We start from the raw sequence: 16,503 nt of genomic DNA, 5'->3' as shown, positions 1-16,503 counted from the left end.
GATTAGGTAGCCAGAACCGCCCGCGCCGCCGCCGCATCCGCGTCGATCTGGGTCTTCAAGGCCTCCAGCCCGTCAAAGCTTTCCTCGCCACGCAGCCAGGCGACCAGGTCCGTCTCGACGATCTGGCCGTAAAGGTCCCCGTCGAAGTCGAACAGCCAGACCTCCAGCAGCGGGGTCTCCAGCGCATACATGGGCCGCACGCCCAGGCTGGCCACCCCATCCACAACCCGGCCGTCGGCCAGCCGGCTGCGGGTCGCATAGACCCCATAGGCGGGCCGCATGTAGTCGCCCAGCGGTATATTGGCGGTCGGCACGCCTATGGTGCGACCGCGCTTGTCGCCGTGGATCACCTCGCCCTGAAGGGCGAAGGGGCGACCCAGTATGGCGGCGGCCCGGTCCATGTCCCCGGCCTTCAGCGCCTCGCGCACGGCGCTGGACGACAGTTTCAGGCCGTCGGCGTCATCCAGCCGCTCGGCCACCGACACGGTGAAGCCCAGCCGTTCGCCATAGGCTCGCAGCGCTTCGGGCGATCCGGACCGGCCCTTGCCGAAGGTGAAGTCGAAACCGACGGCGGCGTGACGGACGCCCAGCCCGCCAGCCAGCACCTGTTCGGCGAAGTCGGCGTCGCTCATGCCGGCCATCTCGCCGTCGAACGGCAGTAGGTAAAGGATGTCCACGCCCAGCGGCGCCAGGGCCTGGGCCATCTGGTCCGCCGTCATCAGGCGAAACGGCGCCGCCTCGGGCTGGAACCAGCGGCGGGGATGGGGATCGAAGCTGACGACGCCCAGGGGCGCGCCCAGTCGTTCGGCGGCGGCTTTTGCTCCGGCGATGACCGCCTGGTGCCCCCGATGCACGCCGTCGAAGGCGCCGACCGCGACCGCCGCGCCCTTCAGGGCGTCCGGCACGTCGCGCCAGTCGCGGACGATCTGCATCAGCGCTGGGACGGTTTGCGCCGGCGGGGCACGCGAACGACGGCGACGCCGTCCATGATCATGGTCTCGCCGACGAAGCCTTCGCAGCTCAGCTTGACCCGCGCGCTCTCGGCCTCGACCTCGATCACGGTGATCAGGATACGGACGACGTCGTCGATCCGCACCGGCTGATGGAAAGCCAGGGTCTGGGAGATATAGATCGACCCGGCGCCCGGAAGCATGGTCCCCACCACGGCAGAGCCGAACGAGGCGCTCAGCAGGCCATGGGCGATCCGGCCGCGATAGGCGGTCTTGGACGCAAAGGCCTCGTCCAGATGGACGGGATTGAAGTCGTCGGACGCCTCGGCGAACAGGCGGATGCGATCCTCCGTGGCGACGACGATTTTCTCCGCGGCCATGCCGACGTGAAGTTCGTCCAGGATGTAACCGCCAGACGGATGCTGCTGTACCAATTCGACCATGGATCAGGCTTTAGCTGCGGTGCGACAAAATGGCGAGCCTTACCAAGACAGTTCGAGCGCGGCGTATCGCGCATATGTTGTTTCAGCCTTCAGCAGGTCGGCGGCGCGGGCCGGGTCCAGCGCGCCATCCTCGCCCTTGGCCTGGTCGCCATGGATGCCCTGGGCGATGAACAGGCAGTCCAGGGCTTGGGCATTGGCCCCCATGACGTCGGTAACGACGCCGTCGCCGATGCACAGGACGCGCGACCGATCGACCGGCCGCCCCAGCAGGGCCTGCGCCTCCCGGATCGCCAGATCATAGATCGGGGTGTAGGGCTTGCCCGCCATGACCACGCGGCCGCCCAGCGACTCGTACAGGTCGGCCAGCGACCCGCCGCAGTAGATCAGCTTGTCGCCCCGCTGAACCACCCGGTCGGGATTGGCGCAGATCAGCTCTAGATCCCGCGCGGCGGCCACCGTCAGGCGTTCGCGATAATCCTCGGGCGTCTCGGTCTCATCGTCCACCAGGCCGGTCACGGAGACGAAGGCGGCGTCTGCGGCGTCGCTCGCCACATCCAGGCCCAGCCCGGCGTACAGCGGCGCGTCGCGCTCAGGGCCCAGCAGCAGCGCGGGCCCCGGCGCCCGCTTGGCCAGTTCGGCGCGGGTGGCGTCCCCGGAGGTGACGAAGGCCTTCCACGCCTCGCGCGGCACGCCCAGTCCGTCCAGCTGGGCGATCACGTCCGAGGCCGGGCGCGGCGAGTTGGAGATCAGCACCACATGGCCGCCCTCCCGATTGAACCGCATCAGCGCCTCGCACGGCGCCGACCAGCTCTCTCGCCCATTATGGATCACCCCCCAGACGTCGCAGAGCAGAATGTCGTAGTCGCCGGCGACAGCGCCGAGGTGGGGCAGAGCGTGGGGGAGGGTCATGGGCTCCTCTTAGCCCGTCTCCCCCTGCGGGAGAAGCTTGGTCAGCTGAACCGGCGCCGCTGTTCGGCGCTGCGCAGGGTCGAGCGCAGGAAGTCCGCCGGCGGGTCGGTTTCGGCCAGCACCTTCTCCTTGATGGCGCGGGGTTCGCCGAACAGGTGGCCCTGGCCCATGGCGACGTCCAGTTCCAGAATATCGACGATCTGGCGTTCCGACTCGACCTTCTCGGCGATCACCTCGACCCCGTAGCGGCGGGTCAGGGCGGCGAAGTCGGCGGCCTGGATGTCGGGCATGGAGCGCAGGGGCGCGCCGCCGTCCAGGTCCAGAAGCTGTTCGATCAGCAGGTCGGCCGAGACCTTGATGAACTTGACGTCCGCCCGCTGCAGATCGGCGAAATCGAGGTCCAGCGTCTGAACCTTGTCCAGCGAGAAGCGGAAGCCCAGATCGGCCAGCTTGGCCATGTTGCGCGCCTCAATGGCGCCACGCGCGTCGAAGTTGGCCTGACCCAGTTCGAAGATCAGGGCCTGGTTCAGGTCACGGTTCTCGCTGAGGAACTCGAGGAAGCGCGGGAAGAAGGTGTCGTCGCCCAGCGAGGTCAGGGCCACATTGCAGAAGACCCCGACCTTGCGATCCTGCCGCGCCAGCCGGCGCACGATCTGGGCGCAGCGGAACAGCAGCAGATTGTCGATCGCCGGCACCAGGCCCTCTCCCTCGGCCAGCGACAGGTACTCGGCCGGCATCATCACCCGGTCCGTCGCGTCCCGCAGGCGGGTGAAGCTCTCGTAGAAGATGGTCCGGCGCTGGGGGAGGGAGACGACCGGCTGGAGGTACAGATCGACCCGGCCCTCGCTCAGCGCCTCATGGATGGTGCGCAGCAGGACGTTCGACTGGGCCAGACGGCGGCCTTCGAAGGTCTCCACGCCAATGTTTGGCGCCGTGGACAGCCGATGGTCGATGCTGTCGCTCATCTGCTGGACCAGGGTCTCGAGCATCCGCACCTCGCCGGTCAGGGCGTCGGTGTCGGTCAAGGCGCCGCTCTCGATGGCGTGGGCCAGTTCGGTCAGGGCGCCCTGGGTCGATTCCATCGCATCGGCCAGCAACCGGTGCGCCTCGCGCACCTGGTCGATCTCCTTCTTCAGGGCGCGACGGGCAACCATTCCAGTGACGATGCCGTGGAAGGCGCCCAGCAGGCCCAGGGCGCCGAGCGCCCCCGCCACGCCGGCGCCGGCGCCCAGGCCGGCGCGCCACAGGAAGGCGCCCACGGTCATGCCGAGGAACAGATAGGCGAAATACAGAAAGCCCGTGGTCAGGTTACGCATCGACTGGCGGTGGCCACTCCCGGATGGAATCGCCTGAGTATCAGGCTATCAATGTCATTCGGCTAGAGCCGGGGTGCAAATAACCCGGCGGAACCCAAGGGAAACGCAATGGAACTGTTCGATCTGACCGGCAAGGTCGCCGTCATCACCGGCTCGTCGCGCGGCATCGGCAAGGCGATCGCCGAGCGGCTGGCTGAACACGGGGCCAAGGTGGTCATCTCGTCCCGCAAGGCCGGGCCGTGCGACGAGGTCGCGGCCGAGATCAACGGCAAGTATGGCGAAGGCCGGGCCATCGCGGTGCCCGCCAATATCGCCTCCAAGGAAGATCTGCAGCGGCTGGTGGACGAGACGAACGCCGCCTTCGGCCAGATCGACATCCTGGTGTGCAACGCCGCCACCAATCCCTACGCCGGCCCGATGGGCGGGATCGCCGATGATCAGTTCGAGAAGATCCTGCAGAATAACGTCATCTCGAACCATTGGCTTATCCAGATGGTCGCGCCGCAGATGGTGGAGCGCCGGGACGGGGCGATCCTGGTGATCTCGTCCATCGGGGGGCTGCGCGGCAACGCCCTGATCGGCGCCTACAATATCTCCAAGGCGGCGGATATGCAGCTGGTGCGGAACCTGGCGGTGGAGTGGGGGCCGTCGAACGTGCGGGTCAACTGTATCGCCCCGGGCCTGGTCCAGACCGATTTCGCCAAATACCTGTGGGAGAACCCGGAGCTGCTGAAGACGGTGACCGAGCCCGCGCCGCTGAAAAGGATCGGTCAGCCGGATGAAATCGCCGGCACGGCGGTCTATCTGTGCAGCCCCGCTTCGGCCTATGTGACGGGGCAGACCCTTGTGGTGGACGGTGGATTGACGATTGCCTGGTAAGCGGAATGATTGGCGGCAGGATCTGATGTGGCGCCTGGAGGCTTTCGGCTTCCAGGCGCTGTTCGGTTTCCTGCGCTTCCTGGGCGTCGAGCGGGCTTCGGGCCTGGGAGGCTGGCTGCTGCGGACCCTGGGGCCGAAGACGGGCACCCAGAAGACGGTGATGCGCAATCTGCGGATCGCGTTTCCGGGCATGCCGGAGGCCGAGCGCGAGGTGCTTGCGCTGGAACAGTGGGACCGGACGGGGCGGACCTTCGCCGAACTGGCGGTCATGGATCGGTTGACGCCCGAGGGCGGGCGGGTCGAGGTGGTCGGGATGGAGCGGCTGCACGCCCTGCGTGACAGCGGCAAGGCGGCGGTGCTGATCTCGGGCCATTTGGCGAACTTCGAAGTGATGGCGGCGGTGATCATGGCTTCGGGCCTGCCGTGCCAGGTGACCTATCGGGCGGCGAACAATCCCTATGTGGACGCCCTGATCCGTCAGAGCCGGGAGCGGTATGGCATCCGCCTGTTCGCGCCGAAGGGAGACGGGACGCGCGAACTGATGGCGGGGATGAAGCGGGGCGATTCGATCGCCCTGCTGGTGGATCAAAAGTACAATCAGGGGCCGGAGGTCGCGTTCTTCGATCAGCCGGTCAACGCCTCGCCGGGGGCGGCGCGGCTGGCGCTGAAGTTCGACACAGTGATCCAGCCCCTGTCGGTGGTGCGGCTGCCAGGCGTGCGGTTCCGGGTGACGGCCCATGAGCCGATCCGGGTGTCCGAGACGGGGTGCCGTGACGCCGACATCCTGGCGGGCGTCCAGGCGGTGAACCGCTTCGTCGAGGACCGGGTTCGTGAGGTTCCAGAAGACTGGTTCTGGGTCCACAAGCGGTGGCCCGACAAGGTCTATGCGGCGTTGAACGACGGGTCGGCGTCAACGGCGCGGCGCAGCGGCCCGTCGTAGTTGGCGGCTTCCTTGCGGCGACGGCAGGGGCCGCAATAGGTGTCGATCTTGATGAAGGGGCGGGGATTCAGGATCACAGCCTTGATCCGCTCGATGATCGAATTGGCGGTCAGCGGCTTGGCCAGGAATTCGGTCACGCCGGCGTCGCGGGCGGCGTGGATGCGACTCTTCTCGGCGTGGCCGCTCATCATGATGATGGGCATGTAGATGTTGGCGCCATCCGCTGCGGTTCGGACGCGGCGGGTCAGTTCGACGCCGTCCAGCGGGGACATATTGTAGTCGACCAAGGCGAGGTCGATCGGCTTGCTGCCAAGAATGGTCAGGGCGGCGGCGCCGTCGCTGGCCTCGTGGACGCTGCGGACGCCGGCGGCGCGCAGGATGGTCGAGGCTATGGTCAGCATATGGTCGTGGTCATCGACCACGAGGACATTCAGCGACCGCAGCAATGACATCCGGAGCCCCCACCGAAACAAGCGCTGATATTACGGGGTTATCCTTACTCGCGCAAGCGTTGCAGTTGTCGCGCTGATCTGCGTCAGGGTGTGTGGACGCCCACCAGAAGCGAGGGGTCCAGGTTGCGGTCGCGCCACTTCAGGCGCCAGCACAGGTGGGGGCCGGTGGCGCGGCCGGTCATGCCGACACGACCCAGGGGATCGCCGCGTCGGACGGTCTGGCCTGAAGCCACGCCCTGTTGCGACTGGTGCAGATAGGCGCTGATCAGCCCCTGTCCATGGTCGATCAGGGTCAGGCCGCCCTCGAAATGCATGTCGGGGCGGACGAAGATGACGCGGCCGTCGGCGGGGGCGCGGATCAGGGTTCCGGCGGGGGCGGCGAGGTCTATGCCGTAGTGGGGCCGGGCGGGCGTGCCGTTCAGGACCCGCTGCGCCCCCCATTGGCTGGAGATGCGGAAGGCCTCGAGCGGCCAGATGAAGCCGTCGCGGAAATCGTCGGCGTCCGCGCGGCTGGCGAAGGCTTCGGTCTTGAGGGCGACTTCCCGCTGGATGCGGGCCAAGAGGGCGGGGTCGCTGGGCTCGACGGTGGCGGGCGGCAGGCCGTCGATGCGGGTCGAGGGGAAGTCATGGGGTGCGATGTCGAGGAGCCGGCGGGTCGTGCGGTCGCCGGAGCGGGCCGCGATCTCGACCACAGCGGGGGCGTCGCGGTCGAAGCCGACGACGAAGAGGCCGTCGGCCGAGGCGGTGCATAGGGCCTCGCCGTCCACGAAGATCAGGGCGCGAGGCTCGGTGCGGCCCAGGGCGTAGCCGCCCTGACGCCAGGCGCCGTTCAGGATCAGGTCGAGTTGGCCTGGAACCGGCACATAGGCGCCCAGTCTGTGCGGGACGGCGAGGGCCGCGCCGACGCCCAGCAGAATGGCGCGGCGGCCGATCACCCGGCCTTCATCCCGGCGATGAACTCGGCCGGGCCGTAATAGGCTTCCTGCCGGGTCGGGCTCCAATAGCGCAGCGTCTCAAGCGGGATCGGCTGTTCGGTGACGGCGCAGCGGACGAAGCGTCCGGGTTTCAGAACGGCGAATTCGCCGTCGCCGTAATGAAGGGTCGCCTGTGCGGAAAGGGTTTTGTCCATGGGGGCCAGTTAACGATGATCGGCCGCTGAGGCCAAGGAGAGTTTCACGCCGTCGCCGGATTGGGACCGGCCCGGTCGGCCTTCTGATCGATCGCCGCCTGCTTGGCCTCGGGCGAGCCGGCGGCCGGCGGACGGGGGCGGCCGCCCAATCGGTCGGTGAACAGGAAGACGAAGGGATTCAGCGAGATCGACAGCAGGGCGGCGGCCAGGATCAGGTCGTGGGTCTCGCGGCTCATGGCCCCCAGGCTGACGCCGAGCGCGGCCAGGATGAAGGAGAATTCGCCGATCTGGGCCAGGGCCGCGGCGACGGTCAGGGCGGTCGGCCGGTCCAGTTTGAAGGTCTTGGTGATGACCAGGGCGGCGGCCGACTTGCCGATGATGATGATGCCCAGGACGCCGAGCACGGCCCAGGGCTGGCGCACCAGGATCATCGGGTCGAACAACATGCCGACCGAGACGAAGAAGAGGACGGCGAAGGCGTCGCGCAGGGGCAGGGACCGTTCGGCGGCGTTGTGGCCCAGGGGCGAGGCGTTCATCACCAGGCCGGCCAGGAAGGCGCCGAGGGCGAACGAGTGGAACAGATAATAGGCCAGCCAGGCGATGCCGAGGGCGATGGCCAGGACGCCCAGGGTGAAGAGTTCGCGCGACCGGGTGTGGGCGATGCGGACCAGCAGCCAGGGCACCAGTTTTCCGCCGACGACCAGCATGGCGACGACGAACAGGACGACCTTCAGCAGGGTCCAGCCGATGTTCAGGCCCAGGGCCGCCAGATCGGTCTGGGCGCCGGCGGGCAGGATGATCATCGGCAGCATGACCAGGGCGATGACGATGACCAGATCCTCGACGATCAGCCAGCCCACGGCGATACGGCCGATCTCGCCCTTGACCTGTTTGCGCTCTTCCAGGGCGCGCAGCAGGACCACGGTGGAGGCGACGGAGAGGGCGAAGCCCATCAGCAGGGCCTCGACGTCGCCGAGCTGAAGCACGAAACGGCCGAGGGCCCAGCCGAGGACCGTTGCGACGCCGATCTGGACCAGGGCGCCGGGGATGGCCACCTTGCGGACCTGCATCAGATCCTTGGGCGAGAAGTGCAGCCCGACCCCGAACATCAGCAGGATGACGCCGATCTCGGCCAGCTGGGGCGCCAGTTCGGTGTCGGCGACGAAGCCGCCCGTATAGGGCCCGACGGCGACCCCGGCGACCAGATAGCCGACCAGGGGCGAGAGCTTCAGGCGATTGGCCAACATGCCGAACACGAAGGCGAGGACGAAGCCTCCGACCAGGGTGAGAATCAGGCTGTCGGCATGCGGCATCGAGGCTCCTGTCGCGGGCGAGGGTCTGGTTTGGGGGTAGGGTTCAGGTGGGGGGCGTCGGCGGGTCTGACAAGATGACGCAGTGTCGCGTCGGGCATGCGTCTTCGCCTTCGCCGCGTTCACGGCGAAGTTGGGGAGGGCGTGGGACGCCGGGTCTGCACCCGGGGTTTGGAGTTTTAAGTACCGTTTCGGCGCAGTCGTCGTCCCACGCGGTCGTTTTCCACACGCGCTCCGGCTGGCGGCCCTATTCTTCGAGCCTTGCCGGATCGGCGGGCCGCCTTGCGACGGCTTCGCCGGGGCGGACATGCCGATGACAATCGACAGCGGTCCGCTTTCCTAAGCGTGCGGCGAGCAGGAGACGGCATCCATCGCCGCCCCTAAGGACCCCGGCGGTCTCCATCCCGCCGGCTTCATCGCTCGACCACAGCCCCGCCGCCGTCAGGGCGTTGGATCCGACGCCCTCCCCATCGGCGGGGATGAGAGGATTATGCGGGAGGTTTGAGGGGTGATTAGAAGAGGGGGGTGAGATTCTGTTAGGGCGTTGAAATCGTTGAGGGGGAGGCAGCGTCATTGTGCGCGCTAGCTCACCTCTCCGCGCGCGAAGGCGCGGGGGGAGGACAGGTCGCGCTTGCGACCAGGCGGGGGCGACTCCGGCGGTGGGGATGACCCTTGCCCGCTTCAGACACCGAGTCGCCCCCACCTGGCGCTCGCTGACGCTCCCGCCGGTCCTCCCCGTTCGCCTACGCGAACGGGGAGGTGAGCGCGGCGGTCACAGACCTTCCCCCGCTTGCGGGGGAAGTGTCAGCTCGTCGAGCGAAGCGAGACGGCTGACGATGGGGGAAGTCTTACTTCCGGCGACACTTCCCTCTCCGACCCTGGTCCGCTGCGCGGACGCCGGGCCACCTCTCCCGCAAGCGGGAGAGGGTCTGAAGAGCGGCCTAGAACCAGCCGCTGCGGCGCCAGCGGTCGTCGCCGCGGTAGCGGTCGTCGGGGATGTAGCGGCCGTCGCGGTCGTACCAGCCGTAGCCCTGCTGGTAGCGGTCGTAGCCGTCCAGGGCGTAGCCGTGGTCGTAGTACTGGCCGTCTTCAGCTTCCCACCAGTCGCGGGGATAGGGGGTGTACTGACATTCGTAATCGCGGCCGCGGCTGCCCCAGGACGGGGCGTAGCGGTCGCGGTAGCGGTTTTCGAAGCGTGGGCGGCATAGGTCGCGCGACCAGACGCGGTTGTCGTGGGCCTCGATATTGGCGCGGTCCTCGGCGTAGATGGCGTCGCGGACGCCGGCGAAACTGTTGCCGGTGACGACGGCCCGGCCCGAGACGGCGGCGACGCCGATCTGGCTGACGCGGACGCGGTTCTGATCGAAGACGAGCTCGCCGTTGTAGAGGACGGCGCCCTTGTCGCCCTTGCAGATCCGGCTGTTGGAGACCGAGACCGAGGCGCCCTCGACCGCCACGCCCTCGACATAGCCGCAGATCTTGGCGTTGCTGATGGCCACCTGGCCGTAGTCGCGGGCGGATCGGACGATGACGCCGATGGCGCGGGGGCCGAAATTGTTCGGCTGTTCCGAGCCGATCAGGGTGACCGAGGTCAGGGTGGACGGGGCGCCGGAGCCCGGCGTCAGATCGACGCCCGACTGGGCCCCGGTGATGGCCAGTTCGTACAGGGTGGCGGCGGCGCCGTCGGCGACGATGGCGGCCGAGACGGTGCGGGCGTCGATCAGAACGTCGCGCAGGTCCAGCAGGCCGCCGTCGGCGTAGATGGCGGCCTCGTCGCCGGCGTGGCGGAAGCCGACGCGGCTCATGACGATCTCGGCGTTATAGCCGACCACGCAGGCGGCGTCGCCGGCGCGGGGCGAGGCGAAGACCAGGTCGCGGACCTCGACCCGGACGCCGGGCGCAACGGTCAGGCAGGGCAGGCCGTCCGGGGCCACGAGCGTCGGGGTCGCCGCGTCCCAGCGGCGCGGATCGAAGCCGCTGTCGCCGATGATGGTCATCGGCTTGTCGATGTTCAGCCAGCCGACGCAGGCGCCGGCCTTGGCGCGGATGATCAGGGTGCCGCCGGGGCGCACGCGCTGGACCGCGCTTTCGATCGCGCCCGAGCCGGGATTGCCGCCGCAATCGACCAGGACGACTTCTTCCTGGTGCGGGGGACGGGGGAGGGGACGCCAGTCGGGACCGCGATAACGGCCATAGTCATAGCGGCGATGGGCGCGCGGGCGGCTGCGGGTCGGCGGGTCCAGCAGGACGCCGAAGTTCGGCCGGGTCTGGGCCTCGACCTTTGCGGCGACCTGGGCCTGAACCGGGTCGGGCAGGGCCGAAAGGGCTGAAAAAGCGAAGGCCGCGAGGAGCGAGACTTTCGCGAGCGAGCGGATGTTCATGCGACCAGACCCTCCCTGTTAACGGCGCTGTTGTTGGGCGCGGGACACCTGGGACAGCAGGGCCTGCAGACGCGAGGCCGAGGGGCCGAAGCCCGACAGCGCGGATTCGATGCGGAAGGCGACGGCGTCGGCCTTGTCCTGATCCGCCACCCCGGCGACGCCGAGGGCGAAATAGGTGGACATGGCGAACTTGGCCTCGGGGCTGCCCTGGCGGGCGGCCTCGCTGAACCATTTGAAAGAGCGGGCGTAGTCGGCGGGCAGGCCGATCCCCTCGGCGTACATGACCGCCAGGACCAGCTGGGCCTCGGACGAGCCATTGACGGCCGCGAGCTGAATGGCGCGGACCCGTTCGACCGGGGACAGCCGGCTTTCGGTCGCATGGCCGATCATGGCCTCGAAGGCCTCGATCTGTTGCCGGGACAGTTGTTCGGGGGCGGTGGCCGTCTCCTGGGTCACGCCGAGATAGCGCAGGGCGCGGCCGACATGGACGAAGGGCAGTTCGCCCTGAAGGCGCGACAGGGCGTATTCATAGGCGTCGCCGCGCGGGCGGCTTTCGTCCGAGAAGGGCACGCCCGAGGCCGGGGCCTCCAGCGGGTAGAATTCGAACGGGGGCGTCCACTGGCGGGCCTTGGCCTCGACGAAGCCGGCGTATTGGGCGCGGCCGGGCGAGGAGCGTTCGAAGTCCTTCATCAGCACATAGGCGCCGACGTCGCCGGTCTGAACCGCGAGATAGTTGTAGAGGTAAGCATCGACGTCGTTGCGCTGGAACAGGTTTACCGCCGCCCAGTAGCCGCCGCGCGAGCGGGGCTGGCTGAGGCCCTTGCCGTCGGGCTTGCGGCCGAGCGCCTCGCGCGCCTCGCGATTGTCCGCAGGCTCTCCGAACGGGCCGTAGAGGCCGTCGTGCAGCCGGGCCAGGGTGCGGTAGCCCTCGGCGTCCTGGGTGGAGAGGATGTAGATGACCCGGTCGCGCACCGCCTCCTGCTCCTCGCGGCTCATGCGCGACAGCTGGCGGTCCAGCACCTGATAGGCGCGGTGGCGTTCGAAGGCGCGGCAGTCGTCGTATTTCGACAGGGGGCGCAGGCCGCCGCCGAACACGCCGCCCTTGCGATCGACGCCGTTGATCGGGGCGTAGCCCTCGTCGTTAGCCAGGGCCATGGCGTACCAGACCGAGCTTTCGATCGGGTCCTCGATATTCTTGTCGGTGGCGCGGACGGCGGCGTAGCGCGACCCCAGCTCGAGCTGGGCGAAGACGTCGCCGCGGAAGGCGGCGCGGCGCAGGTGGCGCAGACCGGCCTCCTGGGCGTTGAACTCGGACCCCGTGACCGAGGCCGGGCGAGGGCAGGACAGGGCGGCCTCGTTCTGGCCGCCGCGCCGCCAGAAGGCGGGGGCGCCGTCGCCGCAGCTGGCCAGCAGCAGGACGGCGATCAGCAGGACCAGAACCGCCACGGCTCCGCCGGCCAGGGGCATGCGATGCCGCTGGAGCCGGGACGGACCGCGATCCGCGTTGTCGTACTCCCCCATACTGTCCTGTCGCTCCCGCAAACCCACTTATCGACGTGACGCAGGGCGGCGCGCAGGCGCCGACAGGTCAGACCGTCAAACATGGTTAACGATGTTTTGCGACAAAGCGGCGCCACAGCAAGCGACATTTTTCGGGTGTTCGAACCTTGTTGTGCGATTTCCGATATTTAAGAAATTGAGCTTTCTGCGCGGAGGCTCGCTTCCGGGGGCGCCGCCGCCTATATCGGCTGCGAATCGAAGGAGCCGCCCATGTCCTATGTCGCCCGCGACGACCGCCCCGCCGACAAGGCGGATCTCTATGTCGAGCTCGAGGCCGAGATTCTGGCCGTTCTGGACGGGGAGCCGAATCTGACGGCGCGGATGGCGACGGTGGCCTCGATGCTGGCCGACGCCTTCGACGACTTCTTCTGGACGGGGTTTTACGTCGTGGCGCCGGACAAGACCGATGAACTGGTGGTCGGGCCGTATCAGGGGACGCTGGGATGCCTGCGGATCGCCTTCGGGCGCGGGGTGTGCGGGACGGCGGCGGCGACGCGCCAGACCCAGCTGGTCGAGGACGTCCACGCCTTCTCCGGCCATATCGCCTGCGACAGCCGCTCGGCCAGCGAGATCGTCGTGCCGGTGCTGGACGCGGCGGGCGACCTGATCGCCGTGTTCGACGTGGATGCGACGACGCCGGCCGCCTTTGACGCCGTGGACCAGGTCGGGCTGGAGCGGCTGATGGCCAAGGTCTTCGCCGCCGGTTGAGCTGAAGGACGGGGGAAGGGATGGAGGACGAGATGACGCAACGGGTGATGGTGATTACCGGCGGGCACGGGGTGCTGGGCCGGGCCGTTCTGGAGGCTGCGCGGGCGGCGGGGCTGGCGGTCGCGGTCATCGACCATGCCGAGGGTCATCCGGTCCCGGCCGGGGTGCTGGAGATCGGCGGGGTCGACCTGACCGACGCGGCTCAGGCCGAGGGGGCCGTGGCCTCTGTCATCAGCCGGTTCGGGCGGCTGGACGTACTGGCCAATATCGCCGGCGGCTTCGTGTGGCAGACGACGGAGGATGCGGCGCCGGCCTGGGACCGGATGCAGGCGCTGAACCTGACCACCGCCCTGAACGCCAGCCGCGCGGCCCTGCCTTATCTGAAGGCGGCGGCCGACGGGCGGATCGTCAATGTCGGCTCGGCCGCGGCGCTGAAGCCCGGGGCGGGCATGGGGGCCTATGGGGCGGCCAAGCTGGGCGTGCACGCCCTGACCCAGGCCCTGGCGGAGGAGCTGAAGACGACGGCGGTGACGGTCAACGCCGTCCTGCCCTCGATCATCGACACCCCGGCCAACCGCAAGGACATGCCGGACGCCGATCCGGCGACCTGGGTCGCGCCGGCCGATCTGGCGGCGGTGATCCTGTTCCTGGCCTCGCCCGAGAGCCGGGCCATGACCGGGGCGCTGGTCCCTGTGACCGGGCGGGTCTGATGCGGGGCGAACTGGTCCGCAGCGTGCTGTATCTGCCGGCGTCGAACGCGCGGGCGGTGGAGAAGGCGCGGACCCTGGACTGCGACGTGGCGATCCTGGACCTGGAGGACGCGGTGGCGCCTGAGGCCAAGGTTGAGGCGCGGGCGGCGGCGGTGGCGGCGGTGAAGGCGGGGGGCTTCGGGCCGAGGCTGGGCGTGCGGATCAACGCCCTGGACACCGAATGGGGCGCGGATGATCTGGACGCCTTGGCGGACGCGGGCGCCGGCCTGATCGTCGCGCCCAAGGTGGAGACGGTGGAGACGGTCCATGCGATCTCGGCTCGTGCGCCGGGGGCGGCCTTGTGGGCCATGATCGAGACGCCGCGTGGGCTGATCGCGCTGAACGATATTGCGGGCGCGGGCGGGCGGCTGGACGGGCTGATGCTGGGGGTCAACGATCTGGCCAAGGCCCTGGGGACCGGTGCATCACCGGATCGCGAGCCGTTCAAGCCGTGGCTGGCGGCCGTGGTCGTCGCGGCGCGGGCGCACGGGCTGGTGGCGATCGACGGGGTGTTCAACCGGATCGAGGACGGGGACGGACTGACGGCCGAGGCGGCGCAGGGGCGGCTGTACGGGTTCGACGGCAAGAGCCTGATCCATCCGTCGCAGATCGCCGCCGCCAACGCCGCCTTCTCTCCGTCGGAGGCGGAGGTCGAAGCGGCCCGCGCCGTGGTCGAAGCCTTCGCCGCGCCTGAAGCCGAGGGGCGGGGCGCGATCCGGGTGGGGGGCGCCATGGTGGAGCGGCTGCATCTGGTGCAGGCCGAGGCCTTGCTGGCGCGCCACAAAGCCGCGAGCCGATGACGGCGACGACCGTCCACAGATGCTGATCCGATTAAGTATCTTGCCGGGTTGCGGGACTCGCGCTGGAGGCGAATGAAGGGGTCTGTTTCTGATCGGACGTCGATATGGACGACCTTGACATCATCCCGGACCTGGATCCCGCCGGCCGAACCTACCGGCGATTCATCGGCTGGGGCGGGGCGGCGATCTTCTCGTTGCTGGTCTGGGCGGCGGTGTTCCGGCTGATCGGCGACGGACTGGAGCGGCAGAGCGCGTGCCGCTCCGACAGCGCGGCGACGCTCTCGCGCTCGGTCCAATGTCCGTAGGGCGACGAAGCTCAGTTTCCTATTGCCGCCGGACACTGTAGGAAGCCCGCCCTTCAAGGAGCCGGGTCATGACCACGCCACAGCCGCTGACGATCGGCATCGACTTCGGCACGACCAATTCGGTGGTCGCGGTGGCGGACCCGACGACGGGCGCCGTCCTGGTGCAGTTTGCAGTGGAGGGGGGCGAAAGCTCGACCTTCCGCTCGGCCCTGAGCTTCCAGTTCCACGCCGCTGAGGGCGCGGGGCGGCCCGAGCGGGTGGTCGAGGCCGGGCCCTGGGCCATCGAGGCCTATGTCGACGATCCGCACGACACCCGTTTCATCCAGTCGTTCAAGACCTTCGCCGCCAGCGCCGCCTTCACCGAGACCCGTATCCACGACCGGCGCTATACGTTCGAGGACCTGCTGGCGGCCTTCCTGCTGAAGCTGCGCCACCATGCGGGGGCGGCCATGGCCGATCTTCCGCCGCGCGTCATCGTGGGCCGGCCTGTGACATTCGCCGGCGGCCGGCCGGACGAGGCCTTGGCGCTGGAGCGGTATGAGACCGCCTTCAAGCGGCTGGGCTTCGAGGATGTGCGCTACGCCTATGAGCCGGTGGGCGCCGCCTTCTATTTCGCGCGGACCCTGAAACAGGATGCGACGGTGCTGGTCGCCGACTTCGGCGGGGGCACCAGCGACTTTTCGATCATCCGCTTCGAACGGACGCCCGACGGGCTGAAGTCCACGCCCCTGGCGCGGTCGGGGGTCGGGGTGGCGGGCGACGCCTTCGACTATCGGATCATCGACAATCTGGTGTCGCCGGAACTGGGCAAGGGCAGTTTCTACGCCAGTGTGGGCAAGACCCTGCCGGTGCCGCAGCGCTATTATTCCGCCTTCGCCCGCTGGGATCAGCTGGCCCTGCTGCGGGCGTCGCGCGACATGCGCGACATCCGGGGCCTGGCCACGACCTCGCTGGAGCCCGAGAAGATCGACCGGCTGATCGAGGTGCTGGACGACAATCACGGCCACGCCCTGTACCGCGCGGTCTCGACGCTGAAACAGGATCTGTCGGCGGCCGAGGCGGCGGACTTCTCGTTCGTGGCCGGCGATGTTCGGATCGAAAAGCCGGTCACGCGCGCCGAGTTCGAGGCCTGGATCGCGCCCGAGCTGACCGCCATTGAGACGGCGCTGGACGAGGCGCTGGAAGAGGCGATGCGCGTCTCGGGCCTGGCGCCGGAGGGGATCGACCGGGTCTTCCTGACGGGCGGCACCTCGTTGACCCCCGCCGTGCGGACGATGTTCCATCGCCGGTTCGGAACGGAGCGGATCGAGACCGGCGGCGAGTTCGAATCCATCGCCGCCGGCCTGGCTCTGATCGGTCTTCAGCCCGACGTGGAGCGGTGGACGCAAGGGGCGTAAGCCGGCTGACACGCCGGATATGAGCTTTCGTCATTCCGGGCGGAGCGCAGCGGAGACCCGGAACCCAGCGGCGCGCGAGAGCGCGAACCTGTCGCGGCCTTGATCTTCAGGCAGTGTGCGGCGGATAGATTTCGCCTTCGGCGCCGCTGGGTTCCGGGTCTACGGGCCAAGCGGCCCTTCGCCCGGAATGACGAAAGGGAAGCGGACCGGGCTTAGAGCGAAACCTGTCGCCGTTCGGCCTGGCCCTGATCGCCGCCGGAGGACCAGCGGCCTAG

17 protein-coding genes are annotated in these 16,503 nt (G+C 68.7%); 7 read left to right on the top strand and 10 right to left on the bottom strand.

From position 1 onward, the window contains the following. Positions 1-2: 2 nt before the first annotated feature. Genes ACW17X_RS07490 through tipF form a run of 4 tightly spaced genes read right to left on the bottom strand, consistent with a single transcriptional unit; the run spans position 3 to position 3,618 of the window. Positions 3-932, bottom strand: coding sequence for a bifunctional riboflavin kinase/FAD synthetase (locus ACW17X_RS07490; RefSeq protein WP_492100323.1), 930 nt, complete (start codon positions 930-932; stop codon positions 3-5). Beyond that, positions 932-1,393: a MaoC family dehydratase gene (locus ACW17X_RS07485; protein ID WP_492041188.1), complete on the bottom strand. Its 462-nt coding sequence runs from the start codon at positions 1,391-1,393 to the stop codon at positions 932-934. The genes ACW17X_RS07490 and ACW17X_RS07485 overlap by 1 nt, the downstream gene beginning before the upstream one ends. 39 nt (positions 1,394-1,432) lie before the next feature. Next, positions 1,433-2,302: a TIGR01459 family HAD-type hydrolase gene (locus ACW17X_RS07480; protein WP_492100322.1), complete on the bottom strand. Its 870-nt coding sequence runs from the start codon at positions 2,300-2,302 to the stop codon at positions 1,433-1,435. A 41-nt stretch (positions 2,303-2,343) separates the two neighbouring features. Beyond that, a complete protein-coding gene (gene tipF / locus ACW17X_RS07475) occupies positions 2,344-3,618 on the bottom strand; it encodes a flagella assembly cyclic-di-GMP phosphodiesterase TipF (protein ID WP_492100321.1) in 1,275 nt (424 codons plus the stop codon). A gap of 108 nt (positions 3,619-3,726) precedes the next feature. Here tipF and ACW17X_RS07470 point away from each other — a divergent pair, with 108 nt between their 5' ends. Together ACW17X_RS07470 and ACW17X_RS07465 are read left to right on the top strand one after the other, a co-directional pair. Beyond that, entirely contained in the window at positions 3,727-4,497 is a 771-nt protein-coding gene (locus ACW17X_RS07470) for an SDR family NAD(P)-dependent oxidoreductase (RefSeq protein ID WP_304936515.1), read from the top strand. A gap of 25 nt (positions 4,498-4,522) precedes the next feature. Then, the gene (locus ACW17X_RS07465) at positions 4,523-5,437 is read left to right on the top strand and encodes a lysophospholipid acyltransferase family protein (RefSeq protein WP_492100320.1); all 915 of its coding nucleotides are present in this window, start codon (positions 4,523-4,525) and stop codon (positions 5,435-5,437) included. Here the strand turns inward: ACW17X_RS07465 and ACW17X_RS07460 are convergent. From ACW17X_RS07460 to ACW17X_RS07435, 6 genes are all read right to left on the bottom strand, one after another. Continuing rightward, positions 5,380-5,889 carry a response regulator gene (locus ACW17X_RS07460; RefSeq protein ID WP_492100319.1) on the bottom strand — a complete coding sequence of 170 codons (510 nt, stop codon included), beginning with the start codon at positions 5,887-5,889 and terminating at the stop codon, positions 5,380-5,382. The genes ACW17X_RS07465 and ACW17X_RS07460 overlap by 58 nt on opposite strands. 83 nt (positions 5,890-5,972) lie before the next feature. Then, positions 5,973-6,824: a M23 family metallopeptidase gene (locus ACW17X_RS07455; RefSeq protein ID WP_492100318.1), complete on the bottom strand. Its 852-nt coding sequence runs from the start codon at positions 6,822-6,824 to the stop codon at positions 5,973-5,975. Further along, a complete protein-coding gene (locus ACW17X_RS07450; protein WP_492100317.1) occupies positions 6,821-7,018 on the bottom strand; it encodes a DUF2093 domain-containing protein in 198 nt (65 codons plus the stop codon). Before ACW17X_RS07450 ends, ACW17X_RS07455 begins: the two co-directional genes overlap by 4 nt. A gap of 44 nt (positions 7,019-7,062) precedes the next feature. Next, positions 7,063-8,331, bottom strand: coding sequence for a cation:proton antiporter domain-containing protein (locus tag ACW17X_RS07445; protein WP_492100316.1), 1,269 nt, complete (start codon positions 8,329-8,331; stop codon positions 7,063-7,065). 938 nt (positions 8,332-9,269) lie between these two features. Then, on the bottom strand, positions 9,270-10,709 hold the full coding sequence (locus ACW17X_RS07440; protein ID WP_492100315.1) for a right-handed parallel beta-helix repeat-containing protein: 1,440 nt from the start codon (positions 10,707-10,709) through the stop codon (positions 9,270-9,272). Between the two features lie 18 nt (positions 10,710-10,727). Then, entirely contained in the window at positions 10,728-12,230 is a 1,503-nt protein-coding gene (locus ACW17X_RS07435; protein WP_492100314.1) for a tetratricopeptide repeat protein, read from the bottom strand. Positions 12,231-12,479: 249 nt separating this feature from the next. Between ACW17X_RS07435 and ACW17X_RS07430 the strand changes: the two genes are divergently transcribed. The 5 genes from ACW17X_RS07430 (at position 12,480) to ACW17X_RS07410 (ending at position 16,228) form a co-directional block, all read left to right on the top strand. Continuing rightward, on the top strand, positions 12,480-12,977 hold the full coding sequence (locus tag ACW17X_RS07430; protein ID WP_492100313.1) for a GAF domain-containing protein: 498 nt from the start codon (positions 12,480-12,482) through the stop codon (positions 12,975-12,977). 32 nt (positions 12,978-13,009) lie between these two features. Further along, positions 13,010-13,687 carry an SDR family NAD(P)-dependent oxidoreductase gene (locus tag ACW17X_RS07425; protein WP_492100312.1) on the top strand — a complete coding sequence of 226 codons (678 nt, stop codon included), beginning with the start codon at positions 13,010-13,012 and terminating at the stop codon, positions 13,685-13,687. Continuing rightward, positions 13,687-14,526: an HpcH/HpaI aldolase/citrate lyase family protein gene (locus ACW17X_RS07420; RefSeq protein ID WP_492100311.1), complete on the top strand. Its 840-nt coding sequence runs from the start codon at positions 13,687-13,689 to the stop codon at positions 14,524-14,526. The genes ACW17X_RS07425 and ACW17X_RS07420 overlap by 1 nt, the downstream gene beginning before the upstream one ends. A 104-nt stretch (positions 14,527-14,630) precedes the next feature. Continuing rightward, the gene (locus tag ACW17X_RS07415) at positions 14,631-14,831 is read left to right on the top strand and encodes a hypothetical protein (RefSeq protein ID WP_492100310.1); all 201 of its coding nucleotides are present in this window, start codon (positions 14,631-14,633) and stop codon (positions 14,829-14,831) included. Between the two features lie 68 nt (positions 14,832-14,899). Beyond that, positions 14,900-16,228, top strand: coding sequence for an Hsp70 family protein (locus ACW17X_RS07410; RefSeq protein ID WP_492100309.1), 1,329 nt, complete (start codon positions 14,900-14,902; stop codon positions 16,226-16,228). Positions 16,229-16,503 lie beyond the last annotated feature (275 nt).

Source organism: Brevundimonas sp. FV1ye4L (assembly GCF_058681255.1).
Note: the sequence above shows the minus strand (reverse complement) of the source record. Positions and strands in the feature narration are given on the sequence as shown.